This window comes from uncultured Psychroserpens sp. (assembly GCF_947500255.1).
Lineage (GTDB): Bacteria > Bacteroidota > Bacteroidia > Flavobacteriales > Flavobacteriaceae > Psychroserpens.
This window is the reverse complement of the sequence record NZ_CANMRL010000001.1, coordinates 564,620-591,064: the sequence shown is the minus strand read 5'-3', so window position 1 is coordinate 591,064 and position 26,445 is coordinate 564,620. Positions and strand designations below refer to the sequence as shown.

Genomic DNA, 26,445 nt, shown 5'->3' with positions numbered 1-26,445 from the left:
CATCTTATATGTTTAAAGGGTTATATCCTAAATAAGGAACTTCTTTTTCTGAAAATTGAATTCCGAAATCTTCTAACTCCTTTAAAATAGGTTCATAAACTTCTTTTGTAATTGGAATCTGAACACCAGGTGTCGTAATCTTTTCGTTTAAAATCGCTAATGTGGCAATAGCTACAGGTAAACCAACAGTTTTAGCCATTGCAGTGTAGGTTTGATCTTCTCCAATAGTAACCATAGTGGAATCAATTTGATACATCTTGCCATTAAGTTCATATCCGAACTTATGGTACATAACAATCATATCTTTATCCTCTTCTTTAAGAGTCCAACTATCCATTAATATCTTCTGAAGAATTTGTGCTGGTGTTGCTTTTTTGAGTTCAACCATTTTGGTTTTACTAAACAGATCTAATTCTTCGAGCTTGTCCCAAACAATATCATCTTGATCTATTTTGAGCGCATGCCTAAATTTTAATTCTACAGAATCTGTAGGACTGTATGGTAAAAAAGCATTGACAAAATCGCGATAACTCATATTTTCACTATCATCAATAGTGTAGCTGTCATCTGTTAGGCCCAATTGAACAAACATATTCCAGGCACGGCTAAATCCCACACGTCGCATAGTGCCTCGATATAAGGTTTTAATATCATCTAATCCATAAACAGATTGATATTTAAGAGAATCTCTATTGGCATACGCCTCAAAACGCCCAAAACCATCAATTTCTAAAAACTCTGTTCTTCTAAATAATCTATTATATGGGATATATTTATAAGCGTTTTCTTGTAAAAACTTTGCAGCGCTTCCTTGTCCTGCAACAACAACATTTCTAGGATTCCATGTGAACTTATAATTCCACAGATTATTATCGCTTTCAGGTGCTACTAAACCACCAGTAAACGACTCAAAAAGCACCATTTTCCCTCCTTTATCAACGACATTATCAATAACCTGCATAGCACTCATGTGATCGATGCCTGGATCTACACCTATCTCGTTCATAAATACTAATCCTTTTTCGGTTACCGCTTTGTTGAGTTTTTGCATGTCATCACTTACATATGACGCAGTAACCATATTTTTTCCAAAGGTGATACAATCTTTTGCAACTTCTATGTGATACCTCGCAGGTAACATAGATACAACGATATCTGCATTTTCAATAGCAGTTTGTCTAGATGATTTATCGAAAACGTCCAAAGTAATCGCATTGGCATTTTCGTGATCGCCAATTAATTTTTTAGCGTTTAGTATGTTGATGTCACCTACGATGACATGAAGTTCTTCTTCAATAGATTTATCTAATAAGTATTTTATGAGGTAAGATGCAGATTTTCCTGAACCTATGACTAAAATCTTTCGCATAATGGGTTGAGTTGAGTAATTTTGTTTTAAGATAAATTCAGCACGAATTTACTAAATAGTAAGGGTTATAAAAACCAAAAGTCAATTTATATATGAACAAAAAAATTCTTGTTACAGGATGTGTTTTAGGTCTAATAGCTATAGTTATAGGAGCTTTTGGCGCACACGGTTTAAAATCAATTATTTCGGTAGAATCTCAACAATCTTTTGAAACAGGAGTACGTTATCAAATGTATCATGCTTTATTTCTTTTATTTATAGGAAGTTATTCGGCATTGAACCAAAAAGCAAAAAAGATCATTTTTTATTTGGTATTATTAGGTGTTTTGTTTTTTTCAGGTTCGATTTATGGGTTAGCTACAAATGAGCTTTCAGGCTTTGATTTTAAACAAATAGGTTTCATTACTCCAATTGGTGGATTACTATTAATTATGGCTTGGTTTATTTTGTTGATAAACTTTTTGAAAACCAAGACCGATAAATCTTAAAATTAGCAGTCTACTTTAAAATAATGTTTAATTTTGCACTTTAAACAACACAAACAAATTATGGTAAACCATACACATACAACGAAAACGATTTCGTTAGATACTTACGGAATTAAAAATGCTCAAGTAAGATATCAATTGTCTCCAGACGAACTGCAGGAATTTACAATCTCTAAAGGACAAGGTCAAGAAACATCATCAGGTACTTTAGCTGTTAGAACAGGTGAGTTCACAGGTCGCTCTCCTCAAGATAGATTTATTGTGAAAGATGATATTACAAAAGATCGCATTTGGTGGGGAAATATTAACATTCCTTTTGAACCCGATGCTTTTGATAAATTATATGATAAAGTCACTAATTATTTATCAGGTAAAGAAGTTTTTGTAAGAGACAGTTATGCATGTGCAGATGAAGATTATAAACTTAATATTAGAGTGGTTAATGAATATCCATGGAGTAACATGTTTGCTTACAATATGTTCTTACGACCAACTGAAGATGAGTTAAAAGATTTCTCTCCAGAATGGACCGTTATTAATGCGCCAGGTTTTATGGCTGATGCTGAAGTGGATGGAACAAGACAACATAACTTTGCGATTTTAAACTTTTCAAAGAAAATTGCACTTATTGGTGGTACAGGATATACAGGAGAAATTAAAAAAGGTATTTTTTCTGCATTGAACTTTATTCTTCCAGTGTATAAGAATACCTTACCAATGCATTGTAGTGCAAATGTTGGAAAAGATGGAGATACTGCCATCTTTTTTGGTTTATCAGGAACAGGTAAAACAACCCTATCAACAGATCCAGACCGTAGTTTAATTGGTGATGATGAACATGGATGGACTAATGAAAATACCGTATTTAATTTTGAAGGTGGTTGCTATGCCAAGGTGATTAATTTATCACAAGAGCAAGAACCAGAAATTTATGACGCTATTAAAAAAGGAGCCATTCTTGAGAATATTGTCATGAATGATGATGGAGAAGTGGATTTTGCTAATACATCTATCACACAAAATACAAGAGTAAGTTATCCAATTCACCATATTGATAATATTCGAGTACCATCAATAGGAAAGAACCCAAAAAATATATTTTTCTTAACTGCAGATGCTTTTGGTGTATTACCTCCAATTTCTAAGTTAACTCCAGGACAAGCTGCTTACCATTTTATTTCAGGATACACAGCAAAAGTAGCAGGAACTGAAGCAGGGATTGATGAACCATTACCAAGTTTCTCTGCATGTTTTGGAGCGCCTTTTATGCCTTTACATCCAACGAAATATGCTGAAATGCTAAGTAAAAAGATGCAAGAAGCTGGTGTAAATGTTTGGTTGGTAAACACAGGGTGGACTGGTGGTCCTTACGGTGTTGGTTCACGTATGAAATTAAAATATACGCGTGCAATGATTAGTGCTGCAATGAATGGAAGTCTTGAAGCAGCAAATAAGGATAATTATCATATTCACTCTGTATTTGGAGTGAAGCAGCCGAGAACATGTCCAAATGTACCTACAGAAGTCTTAAGTCCAAGATCAACATGGAACAACGACGAAGGCTACTACAAGACAGCAGCTAAATTATCACAATCATTTAGAGATAACTTTAAACAATTTGAAGAGTTTGCAAATGCAGAAATAATGGCAGGAGCACCTTTAAAGTAATCTAGAAATCAGTATAAATAAAAAAGCGTCCCGATAAATTTATCGGGACGCTTTTTTGTACGTTATTATATCTAAAAGAATTATTTTCCTTTATTAACTTTATCTATATACTTCTCTAAAGCCATAGTCATTGATGGTGTTTCAGGAGTTGGAGCAGAAATATCTACTCTTAAACCATGCGATTCCACAGCTTTAATCGTGGTGTTGCCAAAAACAGCAATACGTGTGTCATTTTGCTTAAATTCTGGAAAGTTATGAAACAAAGATTCAATACCAGAAGGACTAAAAAACACTAAAATATCATAGTATACATTTGCCAAATCTGATAAGTCACTGATGACCGTTTTATAAAAAACCGATTGTTTCCACTTCACATTTAAGTTGTCCAAAATTTCAGGAACTTCAGGTTTTAATTTATCAGTTGTTGGAAGTAAGAAACTCTCCTCTTTATATTTCTTGATTAATGGCGATAAATCTTTAAATGTGCGTTTACCTACATATATCTTACGTTTTCTATATACTACATATTTCTGAAGGTAATATGCAACAGCTTCAGATTGACAAAAATATTTCATCGCATCTGGAACTTTAAATCGCATTTCATCTGCAACTCTAAAAAAGTGATCTACCGAGTTTCTACTAGTTAGTATGATAGCAGTGTAATTAGAAAGATCCACTTTTTGTTGCCTAATCTCTTTGGCTTCTACACCTTCAACGTGTATGAATGGTCTGAAATCTATTTTTACCTTTTGCTTTTCTTGAAGATCAAAGTAAGGTGAATTTTCTATCTTAGGCTCTGGCTGAGATACTAAAATCGTTTTCACTTTCGTCATATTCCTTAAAGTGTTTTTAAGCGTTGAAATCTTTAATTAACTTATATAAAATTAGATAGGGTCCAATTTCAAGTGCGCAAAGATACAAAATAAAATAGAATATGTTATTTAAAAGTAATTTTTGATGATTCTTGAAGGAAGAAATAAATCCTATCAAATTAATTAAGACCATAATGCAGATAACAACATATATAATCGTTTTTGAAGGGCTTAAGGTGTAAATCAAAATACAATTAATAGGAAATAAGACAAAACCAGTATAGTTTTTAAATGTTGTTTTTTGAAATAAATATGAATCTATAAGCTCATCAATCTCAAAAAGACTACCAATTAATCGTTCTAATAGGATCTTAATTAAAAACAAAACACCAACACCAAATAATAGCTTGAAAAAGAGATTAAGGTCAAATTCTGAAGGATTGACTAAGGTAGAATAACTGATGAATGCAAAAATAGAAACAGAAATAATGCCATTGAAAAAAAGAAGTGCATCAAATCCATCAATAAATTTTTGATCTCTAGCATAGATTTTTAAATACTTAGAGTTACCAATAACAGCCAAAAAGTCTTTAAACCTATGTGCAAAAACATATTTGGATAAGGTAATAAAGACAAGGCCAAGAATTAGAAAAACTGTAAACCAATCGTTGTAAATCACATCTCTGAGCATACTACAAAACTATGAAGAATATTTGATGAATAGGTGTCTTATATTCTGCAACTTCAAATCAATAAGGTAAGATTAACAATGTTTATGATTTTAAGCCTTATTTTTAAATCATAAAACACTTACTTTTGTCGTTGACTAACATTAAAAACTATTATAACTCTCGATGCAAGATGCTATTGTCATCATACCAACCTATAATGAAATAGAAAATATTGAAGCAATCATAAGAGCTGTTTTTGCTCAAGATAAAGCTTTTGATATTCTAGTTGTAGATGATAATTCTCCAGATGATACAGGTGCAAAAGTTGGAGCGCTTCAAAATGAATTCCCTAATCGGCTTCACTTGTTGTCAAGGGCTAATAAAACAGGACTCGGTACAGCTTACATTGCTGGATTTAAATGGTGTTTGTTAAAACATTATGAGTATATATTTGAAATGGATGCCGATTTCTCACATAATCCCGATGATCTTATTCATCTTTATAATGCATGTGCTGTTGAAGGTGCAGATATGGCCATAGGTTCTCGTTATATAGATAATAGAGTGAATGTAGTTGACTGGGATATGAAACGACTGATGATGTCATATTTCGCTTCTAAATATGTCAAATTTATCACTAGGATGCGTATAGATGATACCACAGCTGGTTTTATTTGCTATAAACGACATGTACTAGAAACTATCAACCTTGATAAAATTAAATTTGTTGGTTATGCTTTTCAAATTGAAATGAAGTTTAAAGCTTATCTTAAAAAGTTTAATATCGTTGAGGTTCCGATTGTATTCACGGATCGAACAAAAGGAAAATCTAAAATGAGTGGAAGTATTATTTCTGAAGCTATTTTTGGAGTTATTAATATGAAGTTTAAAAGTTTATTTGCTAAATAAGATGCAAGAAAAAATCATACTCATTAAAAATGCTAAAATCGTAAATGATAATAAAATCATTGAAGGTGATATTTTAATTGAAGGCGAATTTATCAAAGAAATTTCTGAAACAATAAGTGCAAAATCGGCCGATGTTGTTGTAATTGATGCTGAAGGCAATTATGTGTTTCCTGGAGTTATAGATGATCAAGTTCATTTTAGAGAACCGGGTCTCACTCATAAAGGAAATATTGCCTCAGAATCTAAAGCAGCCATTGCAGGAGGTATTACCTCTTTCATCGAAATGCCCAATACAAATCCTCAAACCACAACAGTAGACAAACTTGAGGAAAAATTTGAAGTTGCTTCAAATACATCATATGCAAACTATTCATTTATGTTTGGAGGCACCAATGATAATTTGGATGAAATCCTTAAAGTCGATCCTAAAACTGTTGCTGGATTAAAACTGTTTCTTGGGTCTTCAACAGGAAACATGCTAGTTGATGATCCAAAAGTAATTGAGAAAATCTTTAGTAGTACTGATATGGTGATTTCTGTGCATTGTGAAGATGAAGCTACCATTAGGAAAAATATGCAAGCACATATTGATGAATATGGTGACGATATTCCTATTGAAAAACATCCTATCATTAGAAGTGAAGAGGCTTGCTATCTATCATCTTCTAAAGCGATTGAATTGGCCAAAAAAACTGGAGCTAGATTGCATGTATTTCATTTATCAACAGGCAAGGAAACTAATTTATTTAGTAATAAAATTCCGTTAAAAGATAAAAAGATAACTGCCGAGGTGTGTATTCATCATCTTTGGTTTAGCGATGAAGATTATAAACAAAAAGGCACGCATATTAAATGGAATCCTGCAGTGAAAACAGCTAAGGATAGAGACCAACTTTGGAAGGCACTTTTAGATGATAGAATTGATGTAATTGCCACAGATCATGCACCACATACTCTTGAAGAAAAAAGTAATGTGTATACAAAAGCACCATCTGGCGGACCGTTAGTTCAGCATGCTTTGGTGGCAATGATAGAAATGTATCATAACGATAAAATTTCTTTGCCAAAAATCGCTCAAAAAATGGCACATAATCCATCTATATTGTTTCAAGTTGAAAAACGAGGTTATATTAGAGAAGGGTATTATGCCGATTTAGTTATTGTAGATATTAATAATCCATGGACTGTTAAAAAAGAGAATATTCTATACCATTGCGGATGGTCACCTTTTGAAGGAACTACTTTTAAATCTCGAATAACACATACCTTATTAAATGGAACTTTAGTCTATAATAATTTTAAAGTCTTAGATGTAAAAGCGGCCAAGCGATTAACATTTGACAGATAAATAAGATTTATTTTAAATCATCTAGATAATATTGAGAAACCTTTGCTATTGATTCATCAATAGGTTGAAATTTAAAGTTGAGTTCAGTTCTCACCTTAGAATTGTCATAAATCGTTTTCTCTGAAATAGACTTTGCCAATTGTTTTGATAATTTTCTACGTTTGCCAAACAATTTGTGATTGACCCAATCCAATCGCCAAACTACAGATAGTAAAAAAGGTGTAGCTTCCTTGGTTGAAGGTTTTGCATTTAATTGTTTAGCAACTTTATGCCCAAAGGTTTTGAATGATACATTTTCTGAAATCACAATAAAGCGCTCATTTTTAGTAGAACCATTCATTAATTGTATCATAATAGAAACCGTATCCCAAACATCTACATATGCTGAAGTTCCTTGAGTATGATAGTTTAACCCTTTGTAAATTTGTCTAAATAAACTGCCACTACCACCACCTTTCCAAAAGCCTGGTCCTAAAATAATACCAGGATTGACAATTACAGCATTGACGCCTTCTTGAGTGGCTCTCCATACTTCCATTTCGGCACCATACTTAGTGATGGCATAAACACTATTGTCATTTTCTGGATTCCAATCTGTAGTTTCGTTGATCAAAGTTTCAGCATCTTGTTCTTGTCCAATGGCAGCGATAGAGCTTACGTAACACAATTTTTGTATTGAATTTGAAATACACAGGTTGACTATATTGGCAGTGCCTTTGATGTTTGTTTTTCGAAGATCTTTGTATCGGTTTGGCTCAAAACTTATAAATGCAGCGCAATGGTAAACATGTGTAATACCATCAAAAGCAATTTCTAAAGCAGGAATATCATTGATATTTGCTTCAACCCATTCAATTTTATTATAAAGTGTGTCTACATCATCTGTATAATAAGCAAATACGTTCTTTACAGCGTCTAATTTATGAGCTCTTCTGTATGTGGCTCTTACCAATTGATTATCACTCACCAATTTGAATAATAAGTGAGAACCAACCAAACCTGTACCACCTGTGACTAAAATCATAGCATAAAATTACGCTTTTTTTCGATTGTCTTTTTGTGATTAGAGGTATAAATCTATCTTTGCGGAAGATTACTAATACACTTATTATGATAAAGAATTTTGTAGAAGAATTGCAATGGAGAGGAATGGTTCATCAAACCATGCCTGGAGCCGAAGAACATTTAATGGAAGCGATGCGATCTGCCTATATTGGTTTTGATCCAACAGCAGATTCTTTACATATTGGAAATTTAGTACCTATCATGTTATTGGCGCATTATCAGCGCTGTGGTCATAAACCATTTGCTTTAGTTGGAGGCGCCACCGGAATGATTGGTGATCCTTCTGGTAAATCGAGTGAGCGTAATTTATTAGACGAAAAAACGCTACGTCATAACCAAGAAGCAATTAAAAATCAGTTAGCACATTTCTTAGATTTTGAAAGTGATACTGCTAATGCTGCTGAATTGGTCAATAATTACGATTGGATGAAAGAGTTTTCTTTTTTAGAATTCATTCGTGATGTAGGGAAACATATTACTGTAAATTATATGATGGCTAAAGATTCTGTGAAGAATAGAATTTCTTCAGAATCTAGTGACGGAATGTCTTTTACAGAATTCACATATCAGCTGGTTCAAGGATATGATTTTTTACATTTATACAGAGCTAATGATTGTACGATCCAAATGGGAGGAAGTGATCAATGGGGAAATATCACCACAGGAACAGAATTGATAAGACGTATTGCTCAAGGAAAAGGCTTTGCGATTACTTGTCCGTTAATAACCAAGAGTGATGGATCTAAGTTTGGAAAGTCTGAAGGAGGAAATGTATGGCTAGATGCCAATAGAACCTCTCCATATAAATTTTATCAATACTGGTTGAATTCTAGTGATGAAGATGCTAAAAAGTATATCAAAATCTTTACGTTTTTAACTCAAGAAGAGGTAGAGGATATTGTTAAGACGCATCAAGAGGCTCCTCATCAACGTGGTTTACAAAAGCGTTTAGCTGAAGAGATAACAACAATGGTTCATTCTAAAGCAGATTTTGAAAATGCTGAAAAAGCATCTAATATTTTATTTAGTAAAACCTTTAAAGCAGATATTAAAACCTTAGATGAGAAAACCTTTTTAGATGTATTTGAAGGTGTGCCTCAAGCTGAAATTTCTAAAGATGAACTTTCTCAACTAGATATGATTGGCGCTTTAGCTGCTAAGACCAATTTCCTAGGGTCTAATAGCGAAGCACGTCGTGCTTTAAAAGAAAATGCTGTATCAGTAAATAAAGAAAAGGTAAAAGAAGATTACCAGTTATCTGAAGACGATCTCATTAATGATACTTATATCATTCTTAATAAAGGAAAAAAGAACACGTATATTATCAAAGTGCATTAAATAGAAAAACGTCCCGCAATCAACGGGACGTTTAACATTAACCAATCAACTATTATTAGAAGCTAATCCTTCTTTTTCATAGAACTCTAAACTACTAGTCTAAATTCATAGCTTCCCAATTTTTGTCGGCTTTTATTTGTAAACCTTTCACATTATTTTTTTTCCATGAATTTAATGTGTTATTTCCCCAAGCATTATAGAATAAATACAGCTTACCGTCTCTAATTTCGAATGTCTTTGGGTTAATGTCTACCTTCTTGCCACTAACAGCTATAGCGTAAGCACAGTAACCACCATATTGCGGAACGTATTTTTCTGGATTGCTTTTAAATGTATTCAGGTTTTTTTCTGAAGAAAATTTAAATTTTACATCATCATAAGTGGTTGTATATGCTTTGTCACCTTCGATGGCTTGGTTATTAAAATAAGCGACAACATCATAACCTTTGGCTACATAGTCTTTCTTCGTATTGTAATCTACAGATTGTGCGAATGTGGTTATCATTCCGAAGAAAAAGATAACACTAAATAATTTTGTTTTCATTTGCTTGTAGTCGATAGAAAACTACAAACTTTACAAGACCATCAAATTGCAGCCTCTAATATCACTAGAATCAAAGCGACCAATAATTTCAAAACTATGATCTTTATAAGTACGACCTAAATCTTGTGTGGCTATAAATGAACACGAATTGATATTTGCTAAGTCAATGATATTAATACCACCTGTTTTATTTATGTTTTGAAGTGTTAGAGCATCTTCAGGATCTCTAGTTAAAACACGCATCCAGTTTGGACATTTAAAACGACCATTGCCTAATGAATATGCTTGGCTTAAAAGTTCTGTCATACCATATTCACTATGAATTTTTGACACTCCAAAACCAGATTTTAAAAGCGCATGTAATTCGTCACGAACTAATTCTTTGCGACGCCCTTTCATCCCACCAGTTTCCATAACGATAGTGTTTTTAAGCTGAAATTGATACTGCTCTACTACATCCAATAAAGCAAAGGAGACACCAATAAGTAATATCTTCTTTCCCTGAGTATCTAAAGTGATCAATTGCTGTTTAAGGTCATTAATGTTATGAAGATAGAATCCGCTTTCTGGGTGATTGGAGTGCTGTATCATATCATTAACCATATAGATCAATGACGACCCTTTGCGTTCTAAATAATTAGGTAGTAAGGCTAGAATAACATAATCTTTAATAGTGCCGTAGAACTCCTCAAATCCCTTACGAAAGCTTTGCTCATAAATTGATAAATCAGTTACATAGTGTTTACTGGTTGTAGAGCCAGTAGTTCCACTGCTAGAAAACACATCTTGAATTTGAGCTTTAGAACTCAAGATGTCATGGCTTTTAAAAAACTGAATTGGTAAAAACGGAATGTCTTCAATCTGTTTTACATCACTTGGATGTGTGTATAATAAATCACAAAACGAACGATACACAGGATTATTTTCAAACTGAAATTTAAAAATATCTAATGCCAATGTAGAGAATTCTTTTTCCGAAGAAATAGAAAAAATAGCGTTTGTGTTTATCATTAGTGCAAAAATAAAAAAAGCGCCTCAAAATTACTGAGACGCTTTTATAGTTATTTATTATAACGAATTACTTGATCACTAACTTTTTAGTTACCGAAGCATTATTTTGAGAAATCTTTAAAATGTAAACTCCTGCGTTTAATGCAGATATATCTAAACGATCGTTATTTAAAGCTGTATCAATCACTTGCTTTCCTAAGATGTCATAAACAGCAACAGAAATAGCATCACTATTGTTACTTGTAATATTTACAAACCCTGTTGAAGTTGGGTTAGGATATACTTTAAAGTTATCTGCTCCAAGGTCTTGTGTAGACAACGTTGTTGGAGTAACTTCAGCCCATGATGTTCCTAATCTCAATTCATCAACATCCATAAAGCCAGTCTCAATAGTGTTATCTTGTCTTAAAGCAAATCTGTCAATACTCGCAGCCATTGCTGGATCAATAAATGTAATAGTTTCAGCAGGTTCAACACCTTCAAAATCTGAACTTGATGGATTAATCCATGCTTTCATTACACCTGTTGTCGTTTCGTAGCTCATAACAACAAAAACTTCGTCGTTAAGTCCATGCTCTGTAGCATTTATAATATCTGCAGCACCTGTATTGTATCCAAGACCAATTTGGTATCCTCCAGGAGAAGGTACTACCCATAATCTTCCATCAAAATTACCTAGAAAAGCAAAATAACCTCCATCAGGATCTGTAACTGCACTTAAATCTGTCACTCTAAAAATGAAAGATGAATACACAGTACCACTAGTTACAGGAGCAAAGAAAATAGCATTGTCAATACCACCACCATCAAAAGATACTTTGTTACCTGTTGAAGTAGCAAGTCCAGTATAACTTAAACTTGTAGCTGAAACCAAAATCTCATCTGATGTACCCGAAATATTATCCCAATTTGGAGCACTAGTAAGTGTTGATCCATCAGCATAATCAAATCCTTCATATAAAGGTAATGTTAGCTCAGGATCACAATCAGGACTATTGATATTTCGTGTAAAATCACATCCACTATTTGCTGAGTCACCAGTGAAGGTTACAACAAAGTCTGTGTTTTCAGTTACACCAGTAATTGTTATTGTACCAGCAGCTACACTAGTTGGATCATCACCTCCAACAACTCCAATTCCTCCAGTATCTATAGTATAAGTAGTTGTTCCTCCACCTGTATAATCTATAGTTACATTGTATGTGTCTGTTGTTCCAGACGTAATATTATCACAAGTTTCAGTAATAGTTCCAACTTGCAAATCACAAGGGAAAGAGATGTCAAAACTTACCATATCTGAAGCGACAACGCCACCATCTATAAGTTCAACAGTAACCACATAAGTGTCACCATCGGCAGTTGGTGTAATTGTAAAAGGACTAGTTGTATCAACTGTAGTAGCAGGAGCCCCTCCATTAGTTACAACAGTAACATTAAAAGTAGACATTGCAGGAGCATTTTCAGCATTAAAAACAATATCAACTGAAGTCGTTCCAGATGCTAAAGAAGATGCATCAGCAGGAGATGTAATTGTCACTACAGGAGAAGTAAGACAACCTGTATAGGCTCCTAAAGTTCCCCATCCTGAATTTGATGCGCCAATATTCCACTCCGAAGTAGCAGCATCCATACCAAAAGAACCTAATTCATTTGGATTAGGATCACAGATAGATGTTTTTCTAGTTAAGGTCTGGTCTTGAGTTCCATTAGTGTCGTCACCAACAGCCCATCCAGAACCTGGATCACCTTGTAAGTCTCCAATAAGATCAATAATTGTATAAGTTGTTGCAGTAGCTCCAGCTAATGTTAAAGCGAAAGCATCATCACCATTACTTAGGAACGTAAAAGTTTGATCTGCAGCAGCTAATATAGTAGCATCAGCACTTGGATGTGCTATAACATAAACATCACCATCCATTAGCATTGTTCCAGGGGCAAACGTCACGTTATCTGGAAAATCAAATTCTCCAAAAACGTCACAACCGTTAGAGCAGCTTGATAAAGAGTAATTGCTTAAGTCTACGTCAGCACCAGTTCCATTATATATCTCTAGGAACTTATTATTCGATGAACCTTCACCATACTTACTGAATAATAAATCAGAAGTTTGAGCTAAACACAAAGATGTTGTAAGCAAGGTTAAACATAAAAAGTAAAGTTTTTTCATAATTATTTTGTTTGTTAAAAAGTTAAGTATTTGAAAAAATAGCAAACAAATATAAGCAGAATTTGCAGTTTAAACGAATAATTGACAAGCTATATGACCATTTAACAATTGAATAACGTTTTATTTAAGTAACTAAAATGCAGTCAAATAATATAATCGTTGAATTTTTGGAGTAGTGTGTTATTTGAATTTCAGATGTAATGCACTTTTGCTCGATCATTTTACTTTAATGCATAGAAATGCTAGGGCGATTTAGCAAGGTTAACTTAATGTTATCAATTTATGGTTTAGCATAATTTTTTTTTATAAGTAGTATATTTACGTCACAAAGTTTTCACTATAACGATGAAAAAAAGAGACATTAAAATCTTGTTAGTTGATGATGAACCAGATATTCTAGAAATTGTTGGTTATAATTTATCGTCTCAAGGCTATCAAATTATTACTGCTGAAAATGGCGTTCAAGCTGTGAAAAAAGCAAAAAAAGAAAAACCACAATTAATCATTCTTGATGTAATGATGCCAGAAATGGATGGTATTGAAGCTTGTGAGCAGATTAGAAAAATTCCGGAGTTGAGTGAAACAATTATCACATTTCTAACGGCTCGAGGTGAAGATTATTCTCAAATGGCTGGTTTTGACGCTGGCGCAGATGACTATATCACTAAACCTATCAAACCTAAAGTTTTAGTGAGCAAAGTAAAGGCGCTATTAAGACGTCTTAAAGACGAAGAAAAAGCTGAAGATGTCCTGAAAATTGGTGATCTTGTCATTAACAGGGAAGAATATAAAATTACAATAAAAGGTCAAGAATTGGTCTTACCAAGAAAAGAGTTTGAATTATTATCTTTGTTGGCAACAAAACCTAACAAAGTTTTTAAACGAGAGGAAATACTTGACAAAGTATGGGGGAATGAAGTTGTAGTTGGCGGACGTACCATTGATGTTCATATTAGAAAACTACGAGAAAAAATTGGTGATAAAAAGTTTAAAACTATAAAAGGCGTTGGGTATAAGTTTGTAGATTAATGCAGAACAAATTAAAAAAAACGTACAAGTTTGCCTTTAAAACATCCTTGTATATTACATTTTTTTTGACGCTCTTATCGAGTGTTTTTTTGTATTTATTACACTCTATTGATATATTCTATCTAATATCTTTTGCATTATTTACTTATGTTTTATCTTTTATAGTTATTCAGTATAGAGTTGAGCGCTTTATTTATCGACGTGTCAAAAAAATCTATGATGATCTAACACTTTTAGAATCTGCATCTTTACGTAAACAGCCTATAACTACAGATATGGCAACGCTTACCGAAGAAATTGATAAGTACGCTAGAGATAAAAAATTAGAAATAGAAACACTTAAAGTTAGAGAGGAGTATCGTAAAGAATTTTTAGGTAATGTTTCACATGAATTAAAAACGCCGCTATTTACGGTTCAAGGCTATTTACTCACGTTATTAGATGGTGCCATTGACGATAAAAATGTTAGTGAAAAATACTTGAATAGAGCAAGTAAAGGTCTAGAACGTCTTATCTATATTGTTAAAGATTTAGATATGATTACCAAATTAGAAGTTGGCGATTTAAGATTAGATATTGAAACTTTCGATATTGTAGAATTGGTAGAAAGTGTATTTGAGCTTCTTGAAATGAAAGCAGCTAAGAAAAAAATATCGTTAATGTTCGATATTGATTATAATAAGCCTGTTCTTGTATCGGCTGATAAAGACCGAATTCAACAAGTGCTTTCAAATCTTATTGTGAATTCTATTAAATACGGAAAAGAAAAAGGGACTACAGAAATAAGTATAGAGAATCTCATTAAAAACAAGGTTATTGTAAGGGTTACAGATAATGGCGAGGGCATTTCTCAAATCAATATTCCTCGTTTATTCGAACGCTTTTTTAGGGTAGACAAGAGTGGTTCTCGTAAAGAAGGCGGTTCTGGGCTAGGGCTTTCAATTGTGAAGCATATTATTGAAGCTCATGACGAAAAAATCTATGTAGAAAGTGAGATTGATGTGGGTAGTGAATTCTCATTCACCCTCGAAAAGGCTAAATAATTTTTTATAATTCACTTCATAATCCATGGCGTTCAAACCTTTATATTCTGAAATAGATTTTAATTTTTCGATGTTAAAATCATCTTGCGTGCAACTAGGAGTGTAGCCAAGGTCTGTTAATCGTTTAGCCAGATATTCTTGTTCAAATTGTCCTGGTGTTGGAATAAAAAATGCTTTTTTACTTAATTTAGTCAAATCCATTAAAGATGTATATCCAGAGCGACATACTACAAGGTCACTTTCATTTATAGCTTTACCAAGAGCATCAGTGGTCATAAAGTTGTAGATAGTCATATGGTTGTCTTCAGAAATATACTGGTCTTCCTCAATGACACCTCGTATAAAAATCACCTTGCCATTAAAATGTTTGAAATCTTCTAAGAGCTTATTCTCTAATAATGTGCGCTGAGGCTCTGGTCCAGAAAGTAAAACCATGACATCGTACTTAATATCCAATATCTCTTTTTTAAAACGACTTAGGGGACCAATATATTTAATCGGCATTTCATGCATATTGGTATGTCCCAAAACACCACTAAGGTTAATGTCACCCAAATTATCTGGAACCCAACATTCATGAAAACGCTGAATTATTTTTTGGTGGAGTTTGGTGCTTAACCAAGTTGTACTTCCACTTAATACTTGAAGTTGATGCGTTATAAACACACATGGAATATTTTTATTGTGAACACCTAAACGGTTATCAGAGATAACACCATCTATATTATAATCTTCTATAATAGAAGCGGTTGCTTTTTTTTCAGCTTTAATAGCTTTCATTAGTTTTGGAGAACTCTGTAATAATTTAAGCTTAAAGTGTTGTCCTTTTTTTGGGTATGTAATGTCATATGAAGGCAATGTAATGGCTTTTAAATCAGGAAACTCCTTCTTTAATAATGAAAGTGCATTACCGTCACTTGCAATAATAGGCTCATAGTTATGAGTAATTAAAGCATTAATAATAGGAATACATCTGGTTGCATGACCTAATCCCCAATTTAAAGGCGCTATGAGTATTCGTTTTTTCAAATTCATTAAAAACAAAGTTAAAGCTTAAAATGTTTCCTTAATTTTACGGCGTGATTAGTAAAAATAAGAAATTGTTAATTTTTAAAAGTGGGAAGCAAAAACAAACTTAAACGATTTAAAGAAAATGAAACCTTTAATAATGTGTTTCAGCCTAAACGAGACGAACTCGTTAGCGACAACTATAACCTTAAAGGACATTGGAATGCCACTGTGTTTAAAAATGACAACCCTTTAGTTCTTGAGCTAGGCTGTGGTCGTGGAGAGTATTCAGTAGAACTAGCAAAGAAGTTCCCAAATAAAAATTTCATTGGTATCGATATTAAAGGTGCTCGTTTTTGGAGAGGTGCAAAAACAGCTTTAGAAGAAAATATACCTAATGTTGCATTTTTACGTACACAAATAGAATTAGTAGACTATGCCTTTGCAAAAGATGAAGTCGATGAAATTTGGATTACATTCCCCGATCCACAAATAAAATACAAGCGTACCAAACATAGAATGACCAATTCTGAGTTTTTAAAACGCTACAAAACGATTTTAAAACCAGATGGTGTTGTTAATTTAAAAACCGATAGCGAATTTATGCATGGCTATACACTTGGACTTCTTCATGGAGAAGGTCATGAGGTTTTATATGCCAATCATAATGTTTACAAACAAGAGGGAAGCCCTGAAGAAGTAACAAGTATTCAAACCTACTACGAATCCCAATATCTGGAACAAAACAAACCAATTACGTATATTAGGTTCAAAATTAAATAGATTTGAATATTACTGTCATTTTTTTTCTAGGATTAATTATTGCACTTGTAGGAGTTATTCCTCCTGGTTTACTAAATATGACAGCAGCAAAAGTAAGCCTTAAAGAAGGTTCTAGTAGAGGTGTTGCGTTTTCTATTGGAGTGTGCTTAATTGTATTTTTGCAAACCTATATTGCCGCAATGTTGGCACGTTATCTTAGTAATCACCCTTATGTAGTTGAAATTTTACAACGTGTCGCTTTTGTTATTTTTGTTTTAATTACTATTTATTTTTTGTTATTGGCTAAAGCGTCTACAAAACCAGATATAGAGCAGCATACAAAGAGTAGTCATAGTCGTTTTTTTCAAGGGATGTTCCTGTCTGCTATTAATGTGTTTCCAATTCCTTATCAGGCATATATGACCATAACCATTGCAACTTTTGGATGGTTTGCTTTTGATACAACAAGCATTATTACCTATTGCTCTGGAGCATCTATGGGAACCTTTGTAATGCTTTATGTATATATCTTCTTTTTTGATAAGATTAAGGATAAAGCATTTACCTCACAAAGAAATATGAACTATCTCATTGGAGCTATTACAGGAGTTGTTGCAGGAGTGACATTGATTAATATTATAATGGATTTATAAAAAGAAAGATAAACCATGAAACCAGAAACACTTAATTTCTTTGATAAAGTTTATGATGTTGCACGATTAATTCCCTACGGTAGAGTAACGAGTTATGGAGCCATTGCCAATTATTTAGGCGCAAAACGAAGTGCGCGAATGGTTGGTTACGCTATGAATGGATCTGGAGGTAAGGACGTTCCAGCGCACCGCGTTGTGAATCGAAAAGGATTACTAACAGGAAAACACCATTTTGATGGAACTAACCTTATGCAACAGCTTCTTGAAAGTGAAGGCATACCAGTTATTGATAACCAAATTCAAGATTTAGATAAGGTGTTTTGGGATCCAGCTAAAGAATTGTAATTCGTCTTTTTTAAAGGTTTTTGAAATCGTATAGTACAACCTATAACAAACCCAAATTCTACCATAAGAAATAGCAATGTTAAGGCTTTAATCTTCAAGCTTTATTAAGTATATTTGCATTTTAGAATGATTCTTAATAAATAAGAATTTCAGTTTTTAGAAGTTACTATGAAACTAAATAAACAAGATATACTTAAAGCACTCGAAACAATTTCAGCACCTGGAGAAGGACAGAATATGGTAGAGAGTGGCGCAGTAACGAACATTGTTACTTTTGCAGATGAAGTTATTGTAGATATCACAATAACCAATCCTAGTTTACAAGCCAAAAAGAAAACCGAAGTTGAGATCATGAAAACAATTCATGATATCGTATATGAAAAGGCTAAGATCACAGTTAATGTAAAAGTAGATGCGCCAACCAAGTCAGCGCCCAACGTGATAAAAGGAAAAGCCATTCCAGGCATTAAAAATATTATAGCTGTGGCCTCTGGAAAAGGAGGAGTAGGGAAGTCTACGGTTACAGCAAACCTTGCAGTTACCTTAGCAAAAATGGGATTTAAGGTTGGTATTTTAGATGCTGATATTTACGGTCCTTCAATGCCTATTATGTTCGATGTTGAATTAGAACGACCTTTGGCTGTTAATGTAGACGGTAAGTCAAAAATGAGACCTGTTGAAAATTATGGTGTTAAGATTTTGTCTATCGGATTTTTCACAAAACCAGATCAAGCAGTAGTTTGGAGAGGACCAATGGCAGCAAAAGCATTAAATCAAATGATCTTTGATGCCGCATGGGGAGAGCTTGACTTTATGTTGCTGGATTTACCTCCTGGAACAGGAGACATTCATTTAAGTATTATGCAGTCACTTCCAATAACAGGAGCTGTTGTTGTTAGTACTCCTCAAAACGTTGCTTTAGCAGATGCTAAAAAAGGCGTGGCGATGTTTCAACAAGAAAGTATCAATGTTCCTGTGTTAGGTATTATTGAAAATATGGCTTACTTCACACCAGAAGAACTTCCAGATAATAAATATTATATTTTCGGAAAAGAAGGCGCTCAAAATCTTGCCGAAGATTTAAACGTACGTTTTCTTGGAGAGTTACCACTTGTGCAAAGTATTCGAGAAGCTGGAGATGTTGGTCGACCAGCAGCATTACAAACGGCAACACCTTTAGAACAAGCTTTTGAGAAATTAACTCAAAATGTCGTAGAAGAAGTGGTGAGACGTAATGATAATTTACCACCAACAGAAGCAATTAAGATAACGACCATGGCTGGATGTTCAGCAGTAAAGAAATAATAGATGAGTACAGAAGAATTAAGACTTAATGTAGAAAAAGCATTGGACGAAATTCGTCCCTTTTTACAAAGTGATGGAGGCGATATTTCATTGCTGTCTATAGAAAATGATAAATTAGTTAAAGTGCAATTACAAGGCGCTTGTGTTGGATGTAGTGTTAATCAAATGACACTTAAATCTGGTGTTGAGATGACGATTAAGAAGTACGCACCTCAAATAGAGCAAGTCGTTAATATTGAGTCTTAGTATAGCGTGACCACAAGGGTCAGGCTTTCACTACTCGCTCTCTGCGAGGAGCTCAAACAGGTCGTTCAATCCTTCACGCATACTGATAAATATCATAAAAAAGAGACTTAAATTATTAGAACTTTGCCTAAACAAAGCTGATTAAGAACTACATAATTTCGAACAAAACAAATGATTAAAACAGATATACTCATTATTGGAGCTGGGCCAACAGGTTTATTCACCGTTTTTGAAGCAGGTCTGCTTAAGTTAAAATGTCATTTAATCGATGCACTGCCACAACCAGGAGGTCAATGTTCAGAGATATATCCTAAAAAACCTATTTACGATATACCTGCCTATCCCGAAATTCTTGCTGGAGATTTAACCGATAAATTATTAGAACAATGCAAGCAATTCGAACCAGGCTTCACACTTGGAGAGCGCGCCGAAACTATAGATAAACAAGAGGATGGAACATTTATTGTAACCACTAATAAAGGGACTAAACATCAAGCACCTGTAGTTGCTATTGCTGGCGGACTTGGGAGTTTTGAACCACGTAAACCATTAATTCATAATATTACCGATTTTGAAGATAAAGGTGTAGAGTACATTATTAAAGACCCAGAAATTTATAGAGATCAAAAAGTAGTTATCGCTGGAGGTGGAGACTCGGCATTAGATTGGAGTATCTTTTTAAGTGATGTCGCAAGTGAGGTGACATTAATTCATAGACGTAATGAGTTTCGTGGTCACCTAGATTCGGTAGAAAAAGTTCAGGAACTAAAAAATAAAGGAAAAATAAATCTCATTACTCCTGCTGAGGTCATTGGAATTGTAGGAGATCGAAAGGTGAAGGCTGTAGTTGTAAAACAAGCAAAACATATCGAGAAGGAATTTGAAATAGACTGTGATCATTTTGTGCCACTTTTTGGTTTGTCACCAAAGCTAGGGCCTATTGCCAATTGGGGATTAGAGATTGAAAAAAATGCTATTGTAGTTAATAATGCCTTAGATTACCAAACCAATATTCCAGGTATTTTTGCCATTGGAGATGTGAATACCTATCCTGGAAAATTAAAGTTGATCTTGTGTGGTTTCCATGAAGCAACCTTAATGTGCCAAGCCGCTTATAAGATTATTAATCCTGGTAAGCGCTACGTATTAAAATATACAACCGTAAGTGGTATTGATGGTTTTGATGGAACGCGTAAAGAAGCGCCAAAAGCAGTTGTAAAAGCAATAGAGTAGTGGAACAAGACGTCAATATAAAAATAATTGATCGCGATGGTGTAACCCATGAGGTTTTAGCACCAACAGATATGGCTATGAATCTTATGGAGGTTGTACGGTCATATGAGCTCGCTCCCGAAGGCACGATTGGTATTTGTGGTGGAATGGCCATGTGTGCTTCCTGCCAGTGTTATGTAAACTCCACACATGAATTACCCGAAATGCAAGACGATGAAGAAGCCATGTTAAGTGAAGCTTTTTATGTTAAAGATAATTCGCGTTTGGGTTGTCAAATTCAAATTACACCTGAAATGGAAGGCTTAGAGGTAGAATTAGCTCCTGAGAGTTAATCTGTTTTATAATCAGCCAATTTTCGAGGACCTTCCAATAGAATTCTAACAATTTTTAGTGTCCCATCATCTGTGGTAGCAATTTGCCATTTGATGAGTGAGATCTCGCCATTTTCAATTTCAATACCAGTAATACTTCTTGGGTGAACACAGCTTCCGTCGTTAAAAAAAGCAATGTCTCCTGGCTCAGGAAAACGAGGTCTATGGGTATGCCCAACTATTGTAATTAGGTTATCATTATCTGCAATCCATTTTTTTGTGCGACGTTCGATTTTAATCAATTCTTTGTAGTTTTTTGCTGGACTCGTTGGGTCTGCAATGCCCATCACATTTAATGGTTTCCAAAGAATACGTACCATAAAGCGACTCCATTTCCAGAAGAGATAATTCCACCAATCGGCTTGATGCCCATGAGCTAAGAATAATTCTTGTCCAGTTTCAGAATGTTTTAAAACAACTGCTTCATGGTATTTGATGTTACAAAACAACTCGACATCTTCGCCTATTTTAGGATCAAAATAAGTAGATAAATGTTTTTCTACATAACTGGGATCACGATACACCATATCATGATTTCCCCAAATCATATGCAGTCGCTCTTGCTCATGAAATAATTTCATCAACAGATACACATTCTTATGCGCATCTAAAATGGATTCGAAAGAGATGTTTTCCCAAAGTTCATCACCATCGCCTAATTCACAATAGCTAAAACCTTCGGCATAATAATGTTTTAAAGCATGAAAATAAATGTTTCGATTATTGGCAAAGTCATCAGCAAAACTATTATCGCCTCTATGGCAATCACTGAATAAAATGAATTTGCTCGTATCATCAAAGTGAACAACCTTAGCATTTTTATAAGCGCGATCTAATCTGGTTTTTGACGACATGGATAAACTTTCAACTAAAATAAGCAGAAATTAAATAACCTGAGAGGACTCATTCAATTTTTTCAATAGCTAGCGGTAATAGTCGTTCAACGAACATTGAGTAAGCCAATGTTGAAGGGTGTAAACCATCTGAAGCCACTAAATTTGGGTTGTCCAAACCTTGACGTGTAATATCTGTTATATTCAAAAAGCTAATACCTTCTTGGGTACAGTAATTTTCGGCAAACGTATTATAGAGGTCTATTTCTGATGAGGTAGTTGTTGGATTTCCAAAGTTTTGTCCAAATACAGTAAAGGCATAATCAGGAATAGAGAGGACAATGAGTTTAGTTTTATCGCCTTTAGCAGCTGTGATAGCTGTTTGTACCAATTGCGGAAATTCGGTCTCATAAAGAGAAAAGGGCTTTCCCTGAAATTGATTATTAACACCAATTAGGAGTGTGACCAGATCGTAATCGTTGGTGATATTTTCCGAAGCAATAGTATTGATAAGATTAGTGGTTGTCCAACCCGTTTGCGCTATGACATTGAGATTTAATGTGTCTTGCTCTGTATATCTCAACTTTAAACTATCCTTCAATTGCTCTGGAAATCGACAAGTCTCACAAACACTTTGTCCGATAGTATAACTATCTCCTAAACTTAAAATTTTAAAGGTTTTAGGTGTGAGTGTTTCGTTAATAATTATTGAATCATCATTAGTAGAACAACTCATAATCATCAACAGAATCAAAAAGAAAATCGATTTGATTTTATTCATAATTGTAAAGATACGACATGAAATAAAAATGCTTCTCAATTTGGGAAGCATTTGATTTTTTAACACACATACTTATATTATTGAACGTATGAGTGAGATAACAAAATAAGCCTTAGGCTTTATTTGAAGGCGTTAAAACCAGTAAGATTTATGCCAGTAGGTAACTATATATGATGAGTTCCTTGGAAAGTGATCATATCATCTGTTTTGTTGTATCAACGAAGGCACTTCACTAGCAATAGGATATAGAACTTATTGTTTTATGAATTTTTTTACTATTGAAGACGACTTGCCAATGCATTTGATATGATAATGACCTTGGGACAAACTTGAGACATCAATTTGATCGTTTGGAAAAACGGTTCCGCTTTTTATAGTTCTACCACGACTATCATAAATAGTATAATCAAGTTTATCTTTATTGGTTAGTTTTAAATAGTTGGTCGCTGGATTTGGAAAAATTTTAAAATCGATATTAGAAAACTCGTCAACGCTTAAGGATAAATCGATTTTAGATAAGACATCATCTTCCAACACATACATCACATCACCATCAAAAGTAATATCTCTTGGAAGGTTTAGACTGGTTAATACATCTTCAACAACTATTGGGTTTTCCAAAGCATTGGCTTTCACAATTTTTCCAGTAGTTAATGAAGCCATGTAAAGGTCGTTGTCTTTAAATTCAATTCCAATGGGCCAATTTATCCCTGTTAAAATTTCTTCCGCTTCGGCATCAGGATCTAATAAACTAATTTTATGCATTCTTCCAAGAGTCGATTGTGTGAAGTACAAAACATCATCTTTAACATCGAGACCGATTACGCCAGGATATGGTCCTAAAAAAAAATCGGCAGAATTTGACCCTCCAGTTAAATCATATTTGTATATGATTCCAATAGCATTATTTGTGTAATATAAATCGTTACCATAAATTTCTAACATGTTAGGTGAGTCACCAGATGTTGTAACAAGAATAGGTGAAGGATTTGTTTGTGTAAGATTAAGTTTTACAACTTGAGCAGAATCAAAAAGCGCCACATACATAAAATCATCTTTTACAGCCATACCTGCTGGGTTAGCTAAACCTGAAATTAAGGTAGTAACTGTTGGATTTTCCTCATTAATATCAATGTAAAAAATGCTTTCATTATCAGTAAAATATAATGTGTCGCCTTCCAGATGTAACCTATTCGCGTCTATTAAACCATCAACAAGAGGTGTTAATTGTGCATAAAAAACGGTGATATTGAAAAGAAATAGTAAGGTAAAGATGTAATTTTTTTTCATGAAATTTTGATTTAAGGGTGCCTAAGATTTAAAGTTATTATATTTAATTCTAGATGCCAATAAAATTGGTGTTTATTTTGATTATCAATAATTTAGGGATGCTTAGTAAGGTTTTTGAGAGAATAGAAATTCAATTGATTGAGTTATTCAGGAAAAAGATCAATTTTATTTAATATTAAAGTAGTTTGTTTGGAAATTAGCGAACAGTGTATAAGCTCATCATTTGAGTCTTGGGTATATAGAATCATATAATTACCATTAAACATTTTATTTTCAGATATAATTCTTATTGAATCTGTTTTGGAATATTCTATAACATCCCAATTAGCATGATTAAGAGGGTGTAAATCTTCTATTTCTGGAAGAATGATTTTGTCATCATCGATCGAGATTATCGGGATACGTATGCTATCTTTATAATTCTGACCTTGAAAGGACAATTCCTGAACTTCCCAAAGCCCTATCATCTTATCTTCCAAAGGTTTTGAACAACTATATGTGCTACATAGTATTAAAACAATAAAAAAAATCTGATAAACGCTGTTTTTCATTATTAACCTTATATTTATAAATATATCAATTAAAATAGAAAACATTTTAATTATCTGTGACATGAATTACAAGCTAGTGAGATTGGTATTAGGATTCGTTTTAAAATAGTCATTATTAGAGAATTGAGGATAAACCTCAAGTACATCTGCAATAAGATTGGCTTTAGTATTAGTGAATAATTTCCATAGATGTTGAAATTTTGTTTCAAATTCACAAGCTGTATTTTCATCTCTAATTTGTATTACGTCTTCCTTTTTTAATATTGAAAAATCATATTCGTTATATCGATAATCAAATACTCCAATTTCTGCATCTTTAAATTTTTCAGGTTTTAAATCATTTTTTAAAACCTTCAATCCTCCTAAAAAGCCATCTAAAAACTGAAACAAAAAAGCTTTAAATTCTATCTTATTGCAAGCTTTACAATAAATTTCAACTTCTCCATAGAACAGCTCATTACTTATTAATTCTTTGGTAAGTTCAAAAGAACTCAAGTTTTTTATTGCGCTTTTTGTAGCGTTATGGTCTAATTTATATCTTAAATCTAACATGTGTTAAAGTTTCATTATGCTGACTGGTGCTATTGAGTGCAAATAGAACGCATTTAAATTATAATGCTAATCTATCTCATTGCGCTTTAACTCTTTAAACTCATCTAAAAGCTTAAAAAATAAGTTAAAGGCTTTTTCTTCATCATTATTGCATTTATCTAATAAAAATTCGGAACATGAAGGCCCTTGAGATAAAGGAATATAAGATTGTCCTTGAATCCAAAACCTAAACTCATTTAAATTTACATCCTTTTCATTATAAATTAAACCATGATCATAAAAGCCCCATTTCCCAAAAACCATATAGCCTCTAATATAGTTTTCTAAAGCACTTATCGATTTTGATGTTAAAAAGTAAGGTCTTTTTCTAATTAATTCTAATACGTCATGTATTTTATTTGTATAGATTTTGTCGTTTTCCATATCAAAATAATTTAACATTTAGTAACATTTAGTAATGGATTAGTGGTAGGCATTATGTCATGAATAGTTAATTTTAAAGTAGCCAACTGTACACACGAATTACAAATCTGCGTTAGTTGGTTCATTCTTAATTACTCTGTTTTCTAGCAACAATTTGCAATTTATCTGAGATAAGTAATAATTCAGTAATAGTAGTATATCCATCATTTAGAAAGGTGGTGTCCATTTCATATCGATTATTGAATTTCGGGTTACTTGCACTTTTAATAGTAATATAATTGTCACTATCGTTAATTATCAATTCTCCTTTTATTTGCTCATCTATAGTTAATAAATCCATAATAAAATTACCATATTTATCTACAATCATATAGTCAACAATTATTATCATTTCTGAATCATTATTTAACAAATCAGTATTCTCTTCGTAAATATGAACCAACTGCCAATTACCTTCAAATTGACTCGGAATAGTTGCTCGATTGCAATTGATAAACAGAAGAAAAAACAACCCGCTTATCACATATTTAAATACACTATAGTTCATTTATTTATATTAAATCTCTCACACCAACCTTAGCAACAAGCGTCATATTTGTTACAATTTAGACATAGCTCAATTTATATCTA

Annotated in this window: 29 protein-coding genes; 14 read left to right on the top strand and 15 right to left on the bottom strand. The window is 33.3% G+C overall.

Going from position 1 to position 26,445, the window contains the following annotated elements; genetic code table 11:
• Window positions 1–4: 4 nt before the first annotated feature.
• A complete protein-coding gene (locus tag Q0783_RS02440) occupies window positions 5–1,369 on the bottom strand; it encodes a saccharopine dehydrogenase C-terminal domain-containing protein (RefSeq protein ID WP_298892997.1) in 1,365 nt (454 codons plus the stop codon).
• A 92-nt stretch (window positions 1,370–1,461) separates the two neighbouring features.
• Here Q0783_RS02440 and Q0783_RS02435 point away from each other — a divergent pair, with 92 nt between their 5' ends.
• Both Q0783_RS02435 and pckA read left to right on the top strand, forming a co-directional pair.
• Complete coding sequence (locus Q0783_RS02435) at window positions 1,462–1,857, top strand: DUF423 domain-containing protein (protein ID WP_298892995.1); 396 nt, start codon at window positions 1,462–1,464, stop codon at window positions 1,855–1,857.
• Between the two features lie 60 nt (window positions 1,858–1,917).
• Complete coding sequence (pckA, locus tag Q0783_RS02430; RefSeq protein ID WP_298892993.1) at window positions 1,918–3,525, top strand: phosphoenolpyruvate carboxykinase (ATP); 1,608 nt, start codon at window positions 1,918–1,920, stop codon at window positions 3,523–3,525.
• 80 nt (window positions 3,526–3,605) lie between these two features.
• On the opposite strand, the gene Q0783_RS02425 is transcribed toward pckA, so the two are convergent.
• Both Q0783_RS02425 and Q0783_RS02420 read right to left on the bottom strand, forming a co-directional pair.
• Entirely contained in the window at window positions 3,606–4,358 is a 753-nt protein-coding gene (locus Q0783_RS02425) for a uroporphyrinogen-III synthase (protein ID WP_298892992.1), read from the bottom strand.
• Between the two features lie 16 nt (window positions 4,359–4,374).
• Window positions 4,375–5,028: a DUF4271 domain-containing protein gene (locus Q0783_RS02420; protein WP_298892990.1), complete on the bottom strand. Its 654-nt coding sequence runs from the start codon at window positions 5,026–5,028 to the stop codon at window positions 4,375–4,377.
• Window positions 5,029–5,191: 163 nt separating this feature from the next.
• Here Q0783_RS02420 and Q0783_RS02415 point away from each other — a divergent pair, with 163 nt between their 5' ends.
• Together Q0783_RS02415 and Q0783_RS02410 are read left to right on the top strand one after the other, a co-directional pair.
• A complete protein-coding gene (locus tag Q0783_RS02415) occupies window positions 5,192–5,917 on the top strand; it encodes a polyprenol monophosphomannose synthase (RefSeq protein WP_298892988.1) in 726 nt (241 codons plus the stop codon).
• Between the two features lies 1 nt (window position 5,918).
• The gene (locus Q0783_RS02410) at window positions 5,919–7,265 is read left to right on the top strand and encodes a dihydroorotase (RefSeq protein WP_298892986.1); all 1,347 of its coding nucleotides are present in this window, start codon (window positions 5,919–5,921) and stop codon (window positions 7,263–7,265) included.
• 7 nt (window positions 7,266–7,272) lie between these two features.
• Here the strand turns inward: Q0783_RS02410 and Q0783_RS02405 are convergent, their stop codons facing one another.
• A complete protein-coding gene (locus Q0783_RS02405; RefSeq protein ID WP_298892984.1) occupies window positions 7,273–8,289 on the bottom strand; it encodes an NAD-dependent epimerase/dehydratase family protein in 1,017 nt (338 codons plus the stop codon).
• Between the two features lie 86 nt (window positions 8,290–8,375).
• Between Q0783_RS02405 and tyrS the strand changes: the two genes are divergently transcribed.
• Window positions 8,376–9,668, top strand: coding sequence for a tyrosine--tRNA ligase (gene tyrS, locus Q0783_RS02400; RefSeq protein WP_298892982.1), 1,293 nt, complete (start codon window positions 8,376–8,378; stop codon window positions 9,666–9,668).
• A gap of 94 nt (window positions 9,669–9,762) precedes the next feature.
• Here tyrS and Q0783_RS02395 read toward each other — a convergent pair whose 3' ends face one another.
• From Q0783_RS02395 to Q0783_RS02385, 3 genes are all read right to left on the bottom strand, one after another.
• Window positions 9,763–10,212: a YHS domain-containing (seleno)protein gene (locus tag Q0783_RS02395; protein WP_298892980.1), complete on the bottom strand. Its 450-nt coding sequence runs from the start codon at window positions 10,210–10,212 to the stop codon at window positions 9,763–9,765.
• Window positions 10,213–10,242: 30 nt separating this feature from the next.
• The gene (locus Q0783_RS02390) at window positions 10,243–11,223 is read right to left on the bottom strand and encodes an acyl transferase (RefSeq protein ID WP_298892978.1); all 981 of its coding nucleotides are present in this window, start codon (window positions 11,221–11,223) and stop codon (window positions 10,243–10,245) included.
• A gap of 67 nt (window positions 11,224–11,290) precedes the next feature.
• Window positions 11,291–13,390: a T9SS type A sorting domain-containing protein gene (locus Q0783_RS02385; RefSeq protein WP_298892975.1), complete on the bottom strand. Its 2,100-nt coding sequence runs from the start codon at window positions 13,388–13,390 to the stop codon at window positions 11,291–11,293.
• 345 nt (window positions 13,391–13,735) lie between these two features.
• Here Q0783_RS02385 and Q0783_RS02380 point away from each other — a divergent pair, with 345 nt between their 5' ends.
• Window positions 13,736–14,419: a response regulator transcription factor gene (locus Q0783_RS02380; RefSeq protein ID WP_298892973.1), complete on the top strand. Its 684-nt coding sequence runs from the start codon at window positions 13,736–13,738 to the stop codon at window positions 14,417–14,419.
• Window positions 14,419–15,462, top strand: coding sequence for an ATP-binding protein (locus Q0783_RS02375; RefSeq protein WP_298892971.1), 1,044 nt, complete (start codon window positions 14,419–14,421; stop codon window positions 15,460–15,462). Before Q0783_RS02380 ends, Q0783_RS02375 begins: the two co-directional genes overlap by 1 nt.
• Here the strand turns inward: Q0783_RS02375 and Q0783_RS02370 are convergent.
• Window positions 15,436–16,497 (bottom strand): glycosyltransferase, encoded by a 1,062-nt coding sequence (locus Q0783_RS02370; protein ID WP_298892969.1) that lies wholly within the window; start codon window positions 16,495–16,497, stop codon window positions 15,436–15,438. The genes Q0783_RS02375 and Q0783_RS02370 overlap by 27 nt on opposite strands.
• An 81-nt stretch (window positions 16,498–16,578) precedes the next feature.
• Here Q0783_RS02370 and trmB point away from each other — a divergent pair, with 81 nt between their 5' ends.
• The 7 genes from trmB to Q0783_RS02335 all read left to right on the top strand — a co-directional run bounded on the left by trmB (window position 16,579) and on the right by Q0783_RS02335 (window position 21,346).
• Window positions 16,579–17,253: a tRNA (guanosine(46)-N7)-methyltransferase TrmB gene (trmB, locus tag Q0783_RS02365; RefSeq protein ID WP_298892968.1), complete on the top strand. Its 675-nt coding sequence runs from the start codon at window positions 16,579–16,581 to the stop codon at window positions 17,251–17,253.
• Window positions 17,254–17,255: 2 nt separating this feature from the next.
• Entirely contained in the window at window positions 17,256–17,885 is a 630-nt protein-coding gene (locus Q0783_RS02360; protein ID WP_298892965.1) for a LysE family transporter, read from the top strand.
• Between the two features lie 15 nt (window positions 17,886–17,900).
• Window positions 17,901–18,230 (top strand): MGMT family protein, encoded by a 330-nt coding sequence (locus Q0783_RS02355; protein WP_298892963.1) that lies wholly within the window; start codon window positions 17,901–17,903, stop codon window positions 18,228–18,230.
• Window positions 18,231–18,398: 168 nt separating this feature from the next.
• Entirely contained in the window at window positions 18,399–19,535 is a 1,137-nt protein-coding gene (locus Q0783_RS02350; RefSeq protein WP_298892961.1) for an Mrp/NBP35 family ATP-binding protein, read from the top strand.
• A 3-nt stretch (window positions 19,536–19,538) separates the two neighbouring features.
• Window positions 19,539–19,781 (top strand): NifU family protein, encoded by a 243-nt coding sequence (locus Q0783_RS02345; RefSeq protein ID WP_230934229.1) that lies wholly within the window; start codon window positions 19,539–19,541, stop codon window positions 19,779–19,781.
• A 171-nt stretch (window positions 19,782–19,952) separates the two neighbouring features.
• Window positions 19,953–21,014, top strand: a complete 1,062-nt coding sequence (locus Q0783_RS02340; RefSeq protein WP_298892958.1) for an NAD(P)/FAD-dependent oxidoreductase — start codon at window positions 19,953–19,955, stop codon at window positions 21,012–21,014.
• Window positions 21,014–21,346 (top strand): 2Fe-2S iron-sulfur cluster-binding protein, encoded by a 333-nt coding sequence (locus Q0783_RS02335; RefSeq protein WP_298754377.1) that lies wholly within the window; start codon window positions 21,014–21,016, stop codon window positions 21,344–21,346. The genes Q0783_RS02340 and Q0783_RS02335 overlap by 1 nt, the downstream gene beginning before the upstream one ends.
• On the opposite strand, the gene Q0783_RS02330 is transcribed toward Q0783_RS02335, so the two are convergent.
• The 7 genes from Q0783_RS02330 to Q0783_RS02300 form a co-directional block, all read right to left on the bottom strand.
• Window positions 21,343–22,239 carry a metallophosphoesterase family protein gene (locus Q0783_RS02330; RefSeq protein ID WP_298892956.1) on the bottom strand — a complete coding sequence of 299 codons (897 nt, stop codon included), beginning with the start codon at window positions 22,237–22,239 and terminating at the stop codon, window positions 21,343–21,345. The two genes, Q0783_RS02335 and Q0783_RS02330, sit on opposite strands and share 4 nt — an antisense overlap.
• A gap of 49 nt (window positions 22,240–22,288) precedes the next feature.
• Window positions 22,289–22,999, bottom strand: coding sequence for an SGNH/GDSL hydrolase family protein (locus tag Q0783_RS02325; RefSeq protein WP_298892954.1), 711 nt, complete (start codon window positions 22,997–22,999; stop codon window positions 22,289–22,291).
• A gap of 252 nt (window positions 23,000–23,251) precedes the next feature.
• Window positions 23,252–24,289, bottom strand: a complete 1,038-nt coding sequence (locus tag Q0783_RS02320; RefSeq protein WP_298892952.1) for a T9SS type A sorting domain-containing protein — start codon at window positions 24,287–24,289, stop codon at window positions 23,252–23,254.
• 143 nt (window positions 24,290–24,432) lie between these two features.
• Entirely contained in the window at window positions 24,433–24,768 is a 336-nt protein-coding gene (locus Q0783_RS02315) for a hypothetical protein (protein WP_298892950.1), read from the bottom strand.
• A gap of 138 nt (window positions 24,769–24,906) precedes the next feature.
• Window positions 24,907–25,392, bottom strand: a complete 486-nt coding sequence (locus Q0783_RS02310) for a hypothetical protein (protein WP_298892948.1) — start codon at window positions 25,390–25,392, stop codon at window positions 24,907–24,909.
• Between the two features lie 66 nt (window positions 25,393–25,458).
• Window positions 25,459–25,815 (bottom strand): hypothetical protein, encoded by a 357-nt coding sequence (locus tag Q0783_RS02305; RefSeq protein WP_298892946.1) that lies wholly within the window; start codon window positions 25,813–25,815, stop codon window positions 25,459–25,461.
• Between the two features lie 127 nt (window positions 25,816–25,942).
• Window positions 25,943–26,362, bottom strand: coding sequence for a hypothetical protein (locus Q0783_RS02300; protein ID WP_298892944.1), 420 nt, complete (start codon window positions 26,360–26,362; stop codon window positions 25,943–25,945).
• Window positions 26,363–26,445: the final 83 nt, after the last annotated feature.

Excerpts from the sequence above, each read along its gene's own strand:
- Q0783_RS02390 (WP_298892978.1), bottom strand. The coding sequence starts at position 11,223 with ATGATAAACACAAACGCTATTTTTTCTATTTCTTCGGAAAAAGAATTC.
- Q0783_RS02395 (WP_298892980.1), bottom strand. The coding sequence starts at position 10,212 with ATGAAAACAAAATTATTTAGTGTTATCTTTTTCTTCGGAATGATAACC.
- Q0783_RS02345 (WP_230934229.1), top strand. The coding sequence starts at position 19,539 with ATGAGTACAGAAGAATTAAGACTTAATGTAGAAAAAGCATTGGACGAA.
- Q0783_RS02405 (WP_298892984.1), bottom strand. The coding sequence starts at position 8,289 with ATGATTTTAGTCACAGGTGGTACAGGTTTGGTTGGTTCTCACTTATTA.
- Q0783_RS02355 (WP_298892963.1), top strand. The coding sequence starts at position 17,901 with ATGAAACCAGAAACACTTAATTTCTTTGATAAAGTTTATGATGTTGCA.
- Q0783_RS02410 (WP_298892986.1), top strand. The coding sequence starts at position 5,919 with ATGCAAGAAAAAATCATACTCATTAAAAATGCTAAAATCGTAAATGAT.
- Q0783_RS02380 (WP_298892973.1), top strand. The coding sequence starts at position 13,736 with ATGAAAAAAAGAGACATTAAAATCTTGTTAGTTGATGATGAACCAGAT.
- Q0783_RS02385 (WP_298892975.1), bottom strand. The coding sequence starts at position 13,390 with ATGAAAAAACTTTACTTTTTATGTTTAACCTTGCTTACAACATCTTTG.
- Q0783_RS02420 (WP_298892990.1), bottom strand. The coding sequence starts at position 5,028 with ATGCTCAGAGATGTGATTTACAACGATTGGTTTACAGTTTTTCTAATT.
- Q0783_RS02425 (WP_298892992.1), bottom strand. The coding sequence starts at position 4,358 with ATGACGAAAGTGAAAACGATTTTAGTATCTCAGCCAGAGCCTAAGATA.
- Q0783_RS02415 (WP_298892988.1), top strand. The coding sequence starts at position 5,192 with ATGCAAGATGCTATTGTCATCATACCAACCTATAATGAAATAGAAAAT.
- Q0783_RS02440 (WP_298892997.1), bottom strand. The coding sequence starts at position 1,369 with ATGCGAAAGATTTTAGTCATAGGTTCAGGAAAATCTGCATCTTACCTC.
- Q0783_RS02310 (WP_298892948.1), bottom strand. The coding sequence starts at position 25,392 with ATGTTAGATTTAAGATATAAATTAGACCATAACGCTACAAAAAGCGCA.
- Q0783_RS02340 (WP_298892958.1), top strand. The coding sequence starts at position 19,953 with ATGATTAAAACAGATATACTCATTATTGGAGCTGGGCCAACAGGTTTA.
- pckA (WP_298892993.1), top strand. The coding sequence starts at position 1,918 with ATGGTAAACCATACACATACAACGAAAACGATTTCGTTAGATACTTAC.
- tyrS (WP_298892982.1), top strand. The coding sequence starts at position 8,376 with ATGATAAAGAATTTTGTAGAAGAATTGCAATGGAGAGGAATGGTTCAT.
- Q0783_RS02350 (WP_298892961.1), top strand. The coding sequence starts at position 18,399 with ATGAAACTAAATAAACAAGATATACTTAAAGCACTCGAAACAATTTCA.
- Q0783_RS02320 (WP_298892952.1), bottom strand. The coding sequence starts at position 24,289 with ATGAAAAAAAATTACATCTTTACCTTACTATTTCTTTTCAATATCACC.
- Q0783_RS02435 (WP_298892995.1), top strand. The coding sequence starts at position 1,462 with ATGAACAAAAAAATTCTTGTTACAGGATGTGTTTTAGGTCTAATAGCT.
- Q0783_RS02325 (WP_298892954.1), bottom strand. The coding sequence starts at position 22,999 with ATGAATAAAATCAAATCGATTTTCTTTTTGATTCTGTTGATGATTATG.
- Q0783_RS02305 (WP_298892946.1), bottom strand. The coding sequence starts at position 25,815 with ATGGAAAACGACAAAATCTATACAAATAAAATACATGACGTATTAGAA.
- Q0783_RS02375 (WP_298892971.1), top strand. The coding sequence starts at position 14,419 with ATGCAGAACAAATTAAAAAAAACGTACAAGTTTGCCTTTAAAACATCC.
- Q0783_RS02370 (WP_298892969.1), bottom strand. The coding sequence starts at position 16,497 with ATGAATTTGAAAAAACGAATACTCATAGCGCCTTTAAATTGGGGATTA.
- Q0783_RS02330 (WP_298892956.1), bottom strand. The coding sequence starts at position 22,239 with ATGTCGTCAAAAACCAGATTAGATCGCGCTTATAAAAATGCTAAGGTT.
- Q0783_RS02300 (WP_298892944.1), bottom strand. The coding sequence starts at position 26,362 with ATGAACTATAGTGTATTTAAATATGTGATAAGCGGGTTGTTTTTTCTT.